Annotated in this window: 13 protein-coding genes; 1 reads left to right on the top strand and 12 read right to left on the bottom strand. The window is 40.9% G+C overall.

Translation table 11 applies throughout. The features are described from left to right. Nucleotides 1–112 precede the first annotated feature (112 nt). Together AC27JR_RS00815 and AC27JR_RS00810 are read right to left on the bottom strand one after the other, a co-directional pair. Nucleotides 113–400, bottom strand: a complete 288-nt coding sequence (locus AC27JR_RS00815; protein WP_008111489.1) for a hypothetical protein — start codon at nt 398–400, stop codon at nt 113–115. A gap of 6 nt (nt 401–406) precedes the next feature. After that, nucleotides 407–613, bottom strand: coding sequence for a hypothetical protein (locus AC27JR_RS00810; RefSeq protein WP_487172449.1), 207 nt, complete (start codon nt 611–613; stop codon nt 407–409). 100 nt (nt 614–713) lie between these two features. Between AC27JR_RS00810 and AC27JR_RS00805 the strand changes: the two genes are divergently transcribed. After that, a complete protein-coding gene (locus AC27JR_RS00805) occupies nt 714–1,517 on the top strand; it encodes an ion transporter (RefSeq protein ID WP_175611416.1) in 804 nt (267 codons plus the stop codon). A gap of 37 nt (nt 1,518–1,554) precedes the next feature. Here AC27JR_RS00805 and AC27JR_RS00800 read toward each other — a convergent pair whose 3' ends face one another. The 10 genes from AC27JR_RS00800 to AC27JR_RS00755 form a co-directional block, all read right to left on the bottom strand. Beyond that, a complete protein-coding gene (locus AC27JR_RS00800; RefSeq protein ID WP_487172448.1) occupies nt 1,555–3,513 on the bottom strand; it encodes a methyl-accepting chemotaxis protein in 1,959 nt (652 codons plus the stop codon). A 137-nt stretch (nt 3,514–3,650) separates the two neighbouring features. Beyond that, on the bottom strand, nt 3,651–4,790 hold the full coding sequence (gene asd, locus AC27JR_RS00795; protein ID WP_487172447.1) for an aspartate-semialdehyde dehydrogenase: 1,140 nt from the start codon (nt 4,788–4,790) through the stop codon (nt 3,651–3,653). Nucleotides 4,791–4,992: 202 nt separating this feature from the next. After that, nucleotides 4,993–7,704 (bottom strand): TonB-dependent receptor domain-containing protein, encoded by a 2,712-nt coding sequence (locus AC27JR_RS00790; RefSeq protein ID WP_487172446.1) that lies wholly within the window; start codon nt 7,702–7,704, stop codon nt 4,993–4,995. A 93-nt stretch (nt 7,705–7,797) separates the two neighbouring features. Then, nucleotides 7,798–9,399, bottom strand: coding sequence for a hypothetical protein (locus AC27JR_RS00785; RefSeq protein ID WP_131692019.1), 1,602 nt, complete (start codon nt 9,397–9,399; stop codon nt 7,798–7,800). Nucleotides 9,400–9,713: 314 nt separating this feature from the next. Beyond that, nucleotides 9,714–11,042, bottom strand: a complete 1,329-nt coding sequence (locus tag AC27JR_RS00780; RefSeq protein WP_487172445.1) for a tetratricopeptide repeat protein — start codon at nt 11,040–11,042, stop codon at nt 9,714–9,716. Between the two features lie 37 nt (nt 11,043–11,079). Next, nucleotides 11,080–11,685 carry an energy transducer TonB gene (locus tag AC27JR_RS00775; protein ID WP_008111498.1) on the bottom strand — a complete coding sequence of 202 codons (606 nt, stop codon included), beginning with the start codon at nt 11,683–11,685 and terminating at the stop codon, nt 11,080–11,082. Between the two features lie 6 nt (nt 11,686–11,691). Continuing rightward, on the bottom strand, nt 11,692–12,102 hold the full coding sequence (locus AC27JR_RS00770; protein ID WP_008111500.1) for an ExbD/TolR family protein: 411 nt from the start codon (nt 12,100–12,102) through the stop codon (nt 11,692–11,694). Nucleotides 12,103–12,155: 53 nt separating this feature from the next. Continuing rightward, nucleotides 12,156–12,683: a MotA/TolQ/ExbB proton channel family protein gene (locus AC27JR_RS00765; protein ID WP_008111501.1), complete on the bottom strand. Its 528-nt coding sequence runs from the start codon at nt 12,681–12,683 to the stop codon at nt 12,156–12,158. Nucleotides 12,684–12,686: 3 nt separating this feature from the next. Then, nucleotides 12,687–14,054, bottom strand: coding sequence for a MotA/TolQ/ExbB proton channel family protein (locus AC27JR_RS00760; RefSeq protein ID WP_487172444.1), 1,368 nt, complete (start codon nt 14,052–14,054; stop codon nt 12,687–12,689). Between the two features lie 10 nt (nt 14,055–14,064). Next, entirely contained in the window at nt 14,065–14,817 is a 753-nt protein-coding gene (locus tag AC27JR_RS00755; protein WP_487172443.1) for a DUF3450 domain-containing protein, read from the bottom strand. Nucleotides 14,818–14,969 lie beyond the last annotated feature (152 nt).

Here is a 14,969-nt window from a genome sequence, read left to right as displayed (position 1 = left end):
GGGGATTATAGCCTGCTTAATAAAATCTCTCTATTAAAGCTTTTACTAGGCCTATAAATGCCTGAACTACGTTAAAATGAAGAATAGCTAAACAAAAACAACATACCTATTTTTACTTCTTAAAAAATGAAATGGCATTGTTTTTTATATGAATATTTAAACTAGCTAATACATTACAAATAAGCTGCTCAATGTAATCTAGCTGATTTTTTTGTTTTGCCTGCTCTAGTGCGATAGCATCAATAAAATAACAGCTTACGGTAAACTTTGATGGTAAATTATTTAAATCTGCCGAATGGGTAAGAAAGCTAAAGCCCTCAACATTATCTTTTATTTGCTCGCAAGCCAGTGTTAATTGCTGACGAATACGTTTATCTAGCTGCTTTTGGGTTTTGGTCATTGTTTATTACTGCTCAGCGGTTTGTTGCTTTTTAAATTCTTTGTAGCTGTCTTGTTGTTGTTTAACACATTCATGGTATTCCTTGTCAGCCATATGACTGCACTCACTTAATCGGGCTGATTGAATTTCATGATAACGGCTATCACTGCTACACCCTGCTAACACTACGATTACCGATAACGAAAGTAGATACTTTAAGTTATGATTCAACATTCAAAATTCCTTATATTTTAACCGGAAAACTACTGATTTTCGTTATTTTTGCTGTATATTGCACTGGTTTTGTATTTATAACCGTTAAGGGCACGTTATGATGTTGTCGCAGTTACAAGAGCTGTTCCAGCGTATCGATAAAAGTAAATTATTTCAATCATTTGTTATTGCAGTTATTGTTGTTTCTGCACTGACCGTAGGTGCACATACCTATTCGTTACACCCTACCGCTGAGCTATTTCTACATTGGATGGATATAGGCATTACGGTGTTTTTCTTAATCGAACTAGTTATTCGTTATATTGCCAGTAAAGGTATCAGAGACTTTTTCTCCAAAGGCTGGAATATATTTGACTTCATTATAGTGATCGGAAGTTTATATCCTGCGGCAGGCTCGACTATTTTTATTGCTCGACTGCTGCGTATTTTCCGCGTACTACGTTTGGTGTCTATGATCCCAGAGCTGCGCTTATTAGTGAACTCACTAATAAAAGCTATCCCGCAAATGGGCTACATTGCGCTGCTAATGTTTGTAATTTTTTATATTTATGCTGCTACAGGTAGCATGTTATTTGCTGAGATAAACCCGGTACTGTGGGGCGATGTGTCTATTTCTATGCTCACCTTGTTTAGAATAGCCACCTTCGAAGATTGGACCGACGTGATGTACGAAACCATGGCGGTATACAAATTAAGTTGGATTTTTTACTTAACCTTTATCTTTTTAACTGCATTTGTATTTTTAAATATGATGGTCGGGGCAATCTTAGAGGTGATGAGTGAAGAGCATCGCAATGCACGTGAAGAGCAAGCCGATAACGACTCACTACCGGCCACCCAAGGCCAAGTAAACGAATTAAAAGCACAGCTAACAGAGTTAAAGCAATTACTTAAAAATAAATAGCATGTATAAAAGGGCAAGTATGCACTTGCCCTATTCTTTATACTTTAAACTTGCCTACTAAGTCCGTTAATATCGATGAAAGACGGCTCATTTCATTACCGTTGTCACTGGTGCTAACAGCAATATCACTGACCTCATCGGCTGCATTTTTAATCTCGATAACGTTTCGGTTTATGTCTTCAGCTACGTGTTGCTGCTCTTCAGCTGCGGTGGCTATTTGGGTATTTAAATCGCTAATATTAACAATAGAGGCTGTGATCTCGCTAAACTGTTGTTGCGCCGAATGAGCAAGCTCTACAGTTTTATTAGTAGTTTCTATACTGCGTTCCATGTCTTTAGACACTTTAGATGACATAGTACGTAGTTTATCTAACTGCGACGCCACTTCTTCGGTCGACTCGGCAGTGCGTTGCGATAACGCACGCACTTCATCAGCAACCACTGCAAAACCACGCCCATGCTCTCCAGCGCGCGCAGCTTCTATTGCAGCATTCAATGCTAGTAAATTGGTTTGCTCAGAAATACCGCGAATAACGCTCAAAATAGACATAATATTTTCGCTTTCTGCATCAAGTTGAGTGATATCTGCTGAAGCACGGTTAATTACATCACATAACTGCACCACACTTTCTACGGTTTGAGTAATAACCGATTGCCCTAAGTCTGATGCTTGTTGTGTTTGAACCGCTAAATCCGCCGCATTTGCACAACTACTCGATACTTCATTAGCAGTGGCAGCCATTTCATTAATAGCCGTTGCCGCCATTTCTAAGGCTTGTTGTTGCTGACTGGTAGAGCTTGTTAATTGTGCAGCTTGCGATGAAGTTTGCGATGAAGTTTTACTGACATTTTGCGCACACTCATTAATTTGCGTCACCAGCTCACTGATCAGATTTAAAAATAAGTTAAAACTAGTGGCTAATTTAGCGGTTTCATCCTTAGTTTTAATCGCTAGGCGCTGGGTTAAATCCCCTCCTCCTTGTGATATTTCAGTTAAACCGTCGCTTACCTCAACAATAGGAGCAGAAATAAGTTTAGAAATATAACTCGCTATCGCGATAAATACGGCAATTAATATCGCGCTAATAATTAAAATGGTATAAGCCATTGCATTGGCCGCGCTCATTACCTCAGACTTTTCTACCACCCCAATAAACTTCCACCCCAAAATGGGAGACGTGTAAATATTGGCCATATACTGTTTTCCATCAATATCGACATCAAACAGGCCTTGGTTATTTTTAGCTAAATCGGCATATTTTCCGCCCTCAATATCAGCTAAGTTTTTAAATCGGTAATCTGGGTGTTTCACATCCACCAGCACACTGCCGCTGTCTTCAATCAACATTAGGTAGCCTGTTTCGCCTAATTTAATATCGGCAATAATGTCAGTAAGCCCTCCTAATGAAACATCCATCCCTTGAGCACCAATTAACTCGCCGTTATCAATAATGGCTTTAACCGTGGATACAATAACTAAATCATCAGCTGCCCAGTAGTAAGCATTAGTGCGGGTTGTTTTGCCGTTCGCTTGTTTAGCGGTTTTATACCATGGGCGCTGACGGGGGTCGTAATTAGCATTTACGTTTCCCATAGGCCATTGAATATAACCACCTTGTTCATTCCCCATGTAAATATAAGCAAGCCCAGGGTGAGTCTCACCAAAGTGATTAAATAAACTATAAGCAGCTTGCTCTGTTGGGCTTTGATTAGGATGATCAAGCATTACCTCAGTGCCGATATCCATATGTGTTTTTATGTTTTTACGGGCATTTTTAATTGTTTCATGAGAGGCTAAGTAATCAACATTTTTGGCAATTTCAGCAAAAAACATGGTAATTGCGTTATCAACTTGGCGGGCTTCTCGTTCACTTAGTACGGAGAAATTTTCCAGTGCTTGCTCTCTGGTTTGAGAAATAACTAAAGCGGCTATAATTAATAACGGTAGAGCAATTGCTGATGCAAAAGAGAGCTTTAATTTTTTTGATATATTCATGAAGTTAACCTCTAAAAACACTCTTAAGAATATAGTGTGACTAAAAGGGTTGAGCAAGAAATAATATGAGAATGTTTCGAAGAGGCAATAAAAAAGGTTAGCAATTTGCTAACCCTTTAACTTGATGAACTTGAAACTTACTCACCGTCTACAATAATTCGTAGCATCCGGCGAAGTGGCTCCGCTGCACCCCATAAAAGCTGATCGCCCACGGTAAAGGCGCTGATGTATTTTGGCCCCATAGCGAGTTTACGAATACGACCAACAGGAATACTCAGCGTACCGGTCACTTTAACTGGAGTTAAGTCGGTACTGGTAATGTCGCGCTGATTAGGAATAACTTTAACCCACTCATTGTGTGAGGCTAAAATTTCTTCTATTTTTTCTACACTAATATCTTCGCGTAGTTTAATTGTCATCGCTTGGCTATGACAGCGCATTGCACCAATACGTACACATAAACCATCTATAGGTACAGGCTGTTTAGATGAGCCTAAAATTTTGTTGGCTTCTACTTGCGCTTTCCATTCTTCTTTTGATTGACCGCTTGGCATAGGCACATCAATCCATGGGATTAAGCTACCTGCTAGCGGCACACCAAATTGATCTTGTGGCAAATCGCTTGATGCCATTTTTTCGCTGACTATTTTATCAATTTCTAAAATAGCTGAACTTGGGTTATCTAATTGCTGCGCAACACTTGCATGAATAGCACCCATTTGGGCAATGAGCTCTTTCATATTGCGCGCACCGGCGCCCGACGCAGCTTGGTAGGTCATTGGGCTTACCCATTCAATTAGGTCTTGTTCAAACAAACCTCCTAAAGCAAGTAACATTAACGATACGGTACAGTTACCACCCACAAAGGTTTTAACACCTTGCTCTAGCCCTTGTTCAATCACATCTTTGTTAACAGGGTCAAGTACAATAATACTGTCGTCGCTCATGCGCAGCGCAGAGGCTGCATCTATCCAATAGCCATCCCAACCCGATTCACGTAATTTTGGATACACGGCATTGGTATAGTCGCCACCCTGACAGGTAACAATAATGTCCATTTTTGCAAGTTCAGAAATATCACTTGCATCTAAAAGCGGTTTAGCTGCACCCGCTAACTCAGGGCCAAGCTGACCTGCTTGTGAGGTGGTGAAAAAGGTGGTGTCGATATGTGCAAAATCATGTTGTTGTTCCATTCGCTCGAGTAACACTGAGCCTACCATGCCGCGCCATCCGACTAATCCTACTTTTTTCATTGTTTGTTCCACTGTTTGATTCATAAAAGGAGCCTATACATTAAAAATTAAAAATTCATTGCGTGAGATTTAATTTTTACAGCCCTAAGCTAACACCACCAGCACGCTAAAACTAGTCAATAAACTGTAACTTAAATATTTTTCATACACATAAAAAAGCCCTGTATAAAATACAGGGCTAATGAGTAGTTAGGCGTTGTTATAAATCCTATCCTTGGGCTTTTACTTAAAACTCGTAACTATAACTAATATCAAAGTTCATACCGACTTCTTTAGAGCGAACAATAATATCTGATTGCGATACTTCTTGATCTTCATTAAGTAGATTCTTAACTTTAAACTTCACCTTAGAATTAAAATCAGGGTAGAAGGTATAAACTAAATCTAATGAATGAAATGGCTGCTCATAAGCATCATCTCGACTCGCTACACCTGCTGCTAAAATACGTTCACCAAATACGTTATAAACCAAAGAGCTACTGTGCATACCATCGAGTGAATCATAGTTAAGTTGCAAATTAACAACATACTCTGAGTGACCCGTCATACGTTTTTTAGGATTAGTTAACGTACCGGCAAGCGCAGGATCGATAGACGCTTCTGAGTCACTCAAAGTAATATTACCACTGGTAAATAACCCTTCAGATAAAAACGTGAGGTCTTGCAACCATTCAGCTTCTATACCGTAGACCTCAGCAGTTTCACCATTGATAAATGAGGCTGAATAGTCTTCATCACCAATATTAAGAACGGTTTCAATGGGGGCTGTAATGTCTTTATAAAAGGCAGCCACACTAAACGAATTACCGGCTTCACCGTAATATTCATAACGTAAGTCGTAGTTTTTAATTGGGCTACTTTTAAGCCCTGTACGACCAAATGTTCTAATATCGGTAAGTGGATCAAAGTAGGTAACCGGTACCACTTCACGAAAGTCCGGACGAACTACCGTTTCACCATAACCAGCACGTACTTGATAGTTATCAGCGCCAACGTAGGTGACAGAAAGCGCAGGGTACCAATCGTCTGAAACAATAGAGCCCGCTTGAATTTTTTCAGGGTCGTAGAAAGTATTTAAGTCATCTTGATCAAATATTAGGCTAGATGTGCCAATAGACGTTTGTTTAAATTGTTCATAGCGTACACCACCGCTAATGCGTAGCCATTGATCATAAAACACATCAAATGATGCATAACCCGCATCAACTTTTTGTCCTGCTAGGTAATCATCCGCATCAGGGGCTGTTGGTTCATTAAAATCAACCAGTATCGCGTTATTATTAATAAATTCATCGCTTAGGTATCCGCTATTATTGAGCGCATTATCACTGCCGTCATTTATAGTGATACCAGCACCACCACTGTTATTAATAGCAAAACTGGAGGTATTAAAAATACGTGCTCTATCTGAGAAGTCATAGCCTACTTTAAATTCAACATCCATGCTGTCAAAGCTAAGCGGTATATTTAAATTACCACTGTAAGACTTTACGCGTTCTTCCATGTTGGTGTATGACATAATAACACGGTTATCATCACCTGTGATTTGAGAACCCGCATACGAACCGTCGGTGTTGTACTCATCGCGAAATTCAAAGTCAGCATTTGTCGGAATATCCGTTGTTGCTTTCGCTTCGGTATACTGCCAATCAGCGCCAATCCCCATGTAATCTAAAAAGGTGTGCTGACCAATAAACTGGGTAATATTGAGTTGTCGCTCTTCATAGTTAAAAGTATGGTTACGGTTAGCAACGCCATCCCCTGCAATACTGAATGTTGAACTGCCCGCTGGACTTTGCGAAATCGCAATTTCAGACTCATCTTCATTATCAATAATGTACAGCTGCTGCGCTGATATACTGTGGGTATCTAAGGTATAGCCTAAACTAAATGATGCATTATAACGCTCGTTTTCTGTGGTCACTTGAGCATTTTTTACAGTATTAAAACATGAATTTGCGACATCATCAGCAGTGTTAAGTGCTGTCGTACAGTCAATTTTGCCGTCTTCATTTTTTAAATCTTGGCTTATCACTGAGCTAAATCGGTCTTCAAAATCCCACTCATTTTTATAAGCGCCAGAAAGCATAAAGCCTAACTTGCCGCCAAAGTAAGATTCGCTAAAGCTATCACCGTAATGGGCTTTAATATTGTATTGTGGATCGAGAGAGTCTTCTTTTAACTCATAACCACGCGGTAACGACTTGAGTAATTCGTTATTAATCGCAGTCGCTTGCTCTGCACGTGTTGTGTCACCATCGACTAAGCCGTCGCGTTTTACTATGTTGCCAATACCAAAATCACCTCGGTATTGTGTTATTGCAGATGATAACGCATCAGGTAGTCCGCTTTCTTTACGGTTGTAAGTAAAGCCGTCACTTGCAGCAGTGTTATAACCAACACCCACCTCTACACCCGCTATAAACTCGCTCGGTGCAGTTTTGGTTCTAATGTCAATATTACCGCCACCAAACGCGGCAGGCATATTTGGTGAGTAAGCTTTTTGTACCGCCATGCTAGAAATAATACTAGCGGGAAAAATATCAAGCGGGATCACATTGCGAGTTAAATCGGGGCTGGGTATGTACGCACCATTTAAACGTGCGCTCGAATAACGCTCACCTAAACCACGCACATAAATGAACTTGCCATCAACGAGGGTTAAACCGGTTACACGCCTAAGAGCAGAGGCGGCATCGCTATCGCCAGTACGCGCTAATTGCTCTGAGCCTAAAATATCGGCTACAAAGGCTTGGTTTTTTCGCTCTTCAACCACAGCAGCAGCACTGCCTTGTAAACGCGTACCTACTGCCACTACTTCTTCTATTTCTTGGGCTACATCAACATCATTTTGCGCAGCGAACAGGCTTACAGATTGGGCACACAGCCCTAAACCAATCGCCCATGTAATTTGATTAAGTCTATGCTTTTTAGACATAAGATACATCCTGATCAGATTATACAAAAGAGGCGCCAAACGCTTATTATGCAAGCTCCAAGGCGCCTTCAAAAGTTTATAAATAGTGTTAAATTAGTCTGCGTTAGCCGCGGCTACTGCTGCTTCAACCCATTTATACCAATTTGACGTTGTATCCTGATCCGATACTGCACCGATGTAATTAACAGAATCAAAGAACGCATCTGTTGTACTTAAATCAGTGGCAGTGACGCTCACATCTGAAGAAGCCGTATTAGTAGCAAAACCATTCGCAGCAAGAACAGTAACGTCATCTGTTAAAATTTCACTGGCACCGCCATTTTCAAACCAGGCAGTTTTAGTTTGTCCAGCAAGTGGGCCACCAGCAAAAGTATCGGTATTAGCGAAATTATTTGAACACGCCATTACTGAGCTAGTAAAAGAGATGTTATCGGCTTGCTTCTCACCATCACCTGAGAATTCAATACATTGAGTATTAACGGCGTTTTTCTTAACGATTAACGCGTTATAAATGCTTGAATTAAATTGGTCATCAAACTTGTAAGCTTGTGAAGGGTCATCATCACGAACTGAATTGCCATCAGTGGTGATTACCGTCACGTTAGCAACCATAGGGTTTGAAGGTGATACTTGCGCAGAAGATGAACCTTTAACACCGTCAGACTCAAAACCATTGTTACCCATATTAACCACTGAACCGTCGTTTAGCGTTACTGTACCGTGCTGAACAAATAAGTACTGTGCCTTACCTTGCCAACCAGCATCAAAGTCAAACGAATCATCTTGGGTATCAGTCACTGCAATATGCTTAAGCGTGGTTGCACCACCAAAAATTTCAATACCGTCATCAAAGCCTTGGTGAATATGAATGTAATCAAACTCAGAGCCAGAACCAACAGCATTAAGTGTTAATGAATTTAAATCATCACCTTCACCACCTACGCGAGGGCCAGAGCCTGCATACCATACTTTAGCCCATTTAATATTACCGCTTGAATCGCTATTATCGTTACCACCAAAGTAGCTTGTAATACCTTCAGAGGCTACGTTACATGTACCGCCATCACGCTCTGCATCAGTACATTGATCTGTAATACCTTGGCCATTAATGATAATACCACCCCAGTCAGCATAACGTGCACCTTCACCAGCTGTATCAAAACGGTCAAAGGCATTAGCTGAGGTAAATACTACTGGCTTTTCTGCTGTACCCACGGCTTGAATTTTTGCACCACGTGCAATACGTAAGATTGCTTCACCTGATTGAAACGCAAGGGTTGCGCCAGGCTCTACAGTCATAGTTGGGCCATTAGTAGGAATAGAAAAGCCATCAACAGTGTTGCCATCTTCACCAATCTGCAGGGCGTCAGCAAATACATGTACACCACCGCCAGGTAACTCTTTAAAAGTAATGTTGTTGGTAATTGAAATAGTTTTACTTGAAAATGAATCGTTGTATAAGCAATCTATACCACTGACCACACCTGTTACCGTGCCTGCATCTGATTCATAGCTTGCACATACAGCCTCATCATCCGTTGTTGAACCGGTGTTGTTATTAGAATTATTAACACTGTTGTCTGTACTGGTGCTGTTATCATTAACGGTTGGTGTAATTTCTATATCACCACCACAACCAGCAAGTGTCATTGCTGTAGCCACTAAGCTGATTTTGAATAAGCCAGATAATTTCATTGTTCACTCCGTAAAAGTATTTAATTATTGTGTTAGCGCATTAAGTAATGACTTAAGTCACTTTAAGGCACGATACTCATGCATTAAGGTCACTTGAGTTATCGAATACGAAGTACAATACGGGAGTGTTATGACAATGAAGTTACACTTTAATAAACATAAAATGACAATGTTAATTAATTAAAAATCAATTGGTTGCTTTAAAAAAGCAGGCAAAAAAACCACACTAACTGAACGTGAGTGTGGTTTGAGTAGTGCAATTATGAAGTGGTGTTTAGTGCGTCAATTAAGAACTAATAATCGCACTATAAAAATTAAAGTAGTGCTGTTTTTAATGTTTGCGCATGCACTTTTTCGCGTTTTACATATTTGATCCATTGCTGGGCTAAACGTTGTGACTTTTTGTGCTTTTCGGCTTGTTCAAACGCAAGGATAGACGCATCAAAGTTTTGTAAATTGTATTGCGCCATTCCTAAAGCAACAAACGCATTTGATTCAAAATCAAGGCCGCCTTTATCCAATGCCATTCGCGCTGCATCGGCAGCTTCGTCATACTGTTCTGTGTTTACATACACTTCAGCTAGACGCTGATCGTACTTACCATGTTCTGAACGCTCTGCAGCTTTGGTAAAGTAACTAATCGACTTAGCATCTTCTTTAGCTTGTACCATGGCCTCAGCTACAAAGGCATAATTTTTAGCAGTGGGTTCAGCAATGCCCTGCTCTATTGCTTTACTCATTACATTGGCCGCTTTATAAGCAAGTTGATTGTATAAGTACACCTGCGCAAGCTGCCTTAGATCAGATTTAGAGGTTAAAAATCCTTGCTGATAAGCCGCCTCTAAAACACTAAGCTGCTGTTTTTCTTGCCCAGTTTCACCGTACATACCGGCTAATTGCACCCAATATTCAGGTTTGTTGTATAGCTTTACCATATGCTCTAGTACGCTGACTACTTTATCGGTTTGGTTAAGTGAGTAATACATAGCACGTTGCAGTACCAGCCAGTTTTCTTTTGGTACTTTGCCTTCGCTATCACTTAAGTTAATGGCTTGGGTAATGTAACTCAGGCCTTGCGCATAGTCTTTTAATTGATAGTAGGTTTGCGCTCTTAATAAATAATACGCATCAGTTTTAGGCTTTGTATTAATGGCATCCCATTTGTCTAAAAATGCAATCACCTTTTTGTAGTCGCTGTTAGCCATTGCAAGCTGCGCTAAACTGAATGTTGTGCTCAAACGCAATGTTTCTGGAATGCCATCTTCGGCAATCACTTTTTCAAATGAAGCAATCGCTTTTACAAGGTCGTTTTCATTGTAATAAATAAACCCATAAAAGTTATGCATCATCGCAATTTCATAAGAGTTCATACTTGATGAACGCGCTTGTATGCTATCAAGCGCGTCCAAACCCGCTTTGCTATCGCCATCATCCGCAAGTTTTTGGGCGCGTGCTAATTGGCTGTATACCTTTTCACGAAGTGCGGGCACTCGTGTTGTTTTTTGTTGTTCAGCGGCCTGTACTGTCGCCAAATTTACACCCGGAAGTACATTCAATGCACTTGGTGTAACAACGCTGGCACTGATTGCAACAGTGCACAACATGCTAAGCTTTAATAGCTTGGTTGTTAGTTTTAATTTCATAATTGCCTCACATTCACTCTTTACTTACTTAACAGAATTAACCATTAATTTGGAAAGAAATTTTATTTTGCACACCGGCTACTTCAACGGCTTCGCCATTAACAACGCGCGGTTTATATTTAAACTTAAGGGCCGCATCCATCGCTGCTCTGTCAAACAGTGACTCTGGCTCGGCTTTAATAACTTGTGGCTCTTTCACTGTGCCTTGCTTGGTCACTGTAAACTCAACAATGACATACCCTTCAATACCACGCGATAACGCACGCCTTGGGTATACCGGTGCCACTTTTACTATGGGTAAATACTCACCATCACTGGTTTCTAACGCTAATCCACCCGCTAGATTTACATCAGCATCGACATTGGCAGCAAAATCAAAGTTGTTGCTAGCAGCGTTGTTATCGCTACTTTGCATTTGTGGCGATTCCATTGGCGGTGGTGGCTCTTTAGGTGTTGGTGGCTTTTGTGGTTTGCGCTCCTTTTTTTGCACCGTTTCTTCTTTTTTCAAACGGACAAAATCCAACACATTCCCTTTTGCAGGCTCCGTCATGGCGCCTTCTCCGCCGGTTATCAATGCCTGCATACCTAAAAACAGCATAAAGGTGACCACACCCGCTATAATTAACGCAAGTACATAACGCATCACTCGTTACCCTTCTTGAGCCGCTATTGAAACATCAAATACACCCGCTGCACGCGAGGCATCCATCACTTTTATCAAGGTTTCTGTAGTGGCTTTTTTATCGGCCTGAATAACCACACTGCCTTGTGGATTTTCAGCTTTTAAACGTTCAATGTTTGCTTGTACAGCACGTACATCTATTTGACGTTTATTGATCCAAATTTCGCCTTGATCTGAAATAGCTACTAATATGTTAGCCCGCTCTTTTTTAACAGCCGTTGCTGCTTCTGGGCGGTTTACATCAATACCGGCTTCTTTTACAAACGAGGCTGTAACAATAAAGAAAATAAGCATAATAAATACAACATCCAGCATAGGAGTCATGTTTATTTCTTCTGCTTCATCTTCTTGGAATAAATTACCTAATGGGGCTCTCATTTTACTTCTCCTAGAACAAGCGGTGATTATGTACACCGCTTTTCAATAATTATTTAGTGGTCTAACACCATTGTGTCTTGCAACAATTCAACTTCACGCTTTGCTTTACGCTGTAAATAGGTTGAGGCAAACACCCCAGATAACGCACCGACCATTCCTGCCATTGTCGGTATGGTTGCTTTTGACACACCCGATGCCATAGAGCGTGCGCTGCCTGTACCTGTAATGGCCATTACATCGAAGACTTCTATCATCCCTGTAACTGTGCCAAGCAATCCTAATAGTGGACACAGCGCTACCATCACATTAATCAGCGGTAAGTTTGCGTTTAATCGCATACTGGCGCGTGACACCATGGCCTGGCGTATTTGCTCTGCGTTCCAGCTGTTGCGTTCACTACGGGTTTTCCACGTATTTTTAACGTCTTTTTTGTAGTGTCGATAGCCATTAAAAAAGTACATAAATCGCTCGAGTATCAATAACCACATCGCGAAAATTAACACGGCAATGACCAAGAGCACTTGACCCCCCGTGTCGAGAAAATCACGGATAGCATTGATTGAATCAATCAATAGCACCATGGTTTAGGCTCCTTTCTCGCTTCGCTCGGCAATAATACCTGCACTTTGTTCTTGCAAAATAAGCAGTAAACCTTTTGAGCGGGTATTCAATAAGGTGTATAAAAACACCGTTGGAATGGCAACCACAAGGCCTAATACCGTAGTAACCAAGGCTTGCGAAATACCGCCTGCCATTAGTTTAGGGTCGCCAGTACCGAATAAAGTAATTGCTTGGAAGGTATTGATCATCCCGGTTACCGTACCGAGTAACCCCAGCAGTGGCGCTACCACAGAGATAATTTTAATAAGCGTTAAATTACGGGTGATTTTTGGCATTTCGCGTAAAATGGCTTCGCTTAACTTAAGTTCAAGCGTGTCGTACGCCACATTAGGGTATTGATCTTTCACTTTCATGACGCGCCCTAGCGGGTTGTCATCACGGGCTGTATCGTCTTTTAATTGACGACGGATTTTTCCACCCATCAGCATGAGCGATACAAAACGCTCTAACGCAATTAATAATGCTAATAAACCAACGCCTAAAATAACGTAACCAACAGCACCACCTTGATGGACTTGCTCGCTGGTATCAGGGGCTTGTACTAATAAACCTAAAATTGAACCACCTGTTGGGTCAAGCGCAAACGGCACCACACCGGTGTTTGCTTGTTGCAAATCAGCCGCGGTCGCGGTAAAGCGGCTGCTTGGTTGGCGAGTAAGTTGGCTAATGGTATTGGTAGAAGGTGTATATTCTAGGTACTGACCGTCACTTATCAGGTTAAATGCACCCACACGCACCACTTCTTTTTGTACTTTATTGCCACCGTCAACAATTACATCAGTACTGAAGCGGCTTACTTTTCCTTGTTCGGTCATTTCGCGTTGTAGCTCAAACCAGACTTTTTCGATATCTTCAATAGACGCAAGCTTTGAGGTAGACCCCATTTTTTGCGCCAATTCATCCATAAAAGTACTACGTCCAGGTAACTGAGCAGATACCACAGAGGTTGCAAACTTATTGCTTGAATCACCAGCAACTTGCTGTAGTACACCAAATAGCTCTTTTAATGAACCCATACGCTTTGATAAAGTATCGGTCAAATTAGCCAATTTAATTTCGTTTTCTTCAAACTGCGTCTCTAAACGCTCTGACTCGCTAAGCATTTGGTTACGTTTAGCTTGAGTGTTTTTAAGCATTTGCACTTGTTCATTTTGACGTGCTACAAATTCTTGTTCGCGTTGTTTATTTTGCGCTGATTGCGCTGATTTACCCTGCTCTAAGGTTTTTAATAAGGCATCTAAATTCATTGGCTCAGCAGCGCACATCACACCTGAAAAACCTAAGCTGGCTGCAAACACGGCCATTTTTGTCATTTTCGTTAATAATTTCATGGTAAACCTCTTATTCTGCAGCATGAATTGGCAGTGTTAACATATCGGGGGCTAGTTGTTTGCGAGCAATGCGAAGCCCTTTATTAATTTGGCTAATGGTTGAATCAGGCAGTGCAACAAACGACTGTGACTGTTGATCCCAACTACCTGCTTGTTTGCCATCGCGCGTAAGGTAAATGAGCTCTAAACGGCCAATGCGCAGAAAGTCGACTTCACGTTCTTTGTTGTCCACATCAAGCAATGCGGTATACGCTTCAATAGTGCGACCGTAATCAACCTCAACCTGATAAGCTTCTAACACACGGCGGAATTTTTCACTTGATGAAATATCAGCGCGGTCCATCATTGCATTTAATGATTCAAGACGCTGCTTACGTTCTTGCTTTAAAAACGGCACATCTAAGGCAACAAACTGTTCAAGCCCGGTGATCATGCGAAGCATTAAAGGGGTAATTTGGCGCTCAATAATCGATACCTGATCCATTGATAAATTAAGCGACTCCATCTCTTCTATTTGATTATTTAATTGTTTTGTTAGCTGTGCGTTATAAACGGCTAAACCATCTATTTCTTTATTTAGGGTTTTAAATTGCTGTAAACGCCCTTGCATTGAATCTGCAATCTTGTCTATTTTTGTTTGTGATTGCGCAGCTAAGTTATTAATGTCGCTGCTTTTATCAATTACCGTGTTTAAATCATTGGCGTGGACTGCTGCACTTGCGGCTACAATACCAGCTAAAATTAATGGTTTAACGCCTTTCATCGTATACACCTTTGCTCGTTAATTAGCGGATTTGCTAGTGTTTATTAATCGCTTTAGCTCGTTTACAAAAAAACAATTTAAAGCGAGATAGTTTCAATGAGCGAAAGTGTATAGCTTAAAAATGACAAGCGTGTTGCGTAAAAAAGTCGCTT

The organism is Pseudoalteromonas sp. NH0006-26 (assembly GCF_057552415.1).
This window is presented reverse-complemented; position numbering and strand designations above follow the sequence as displayed.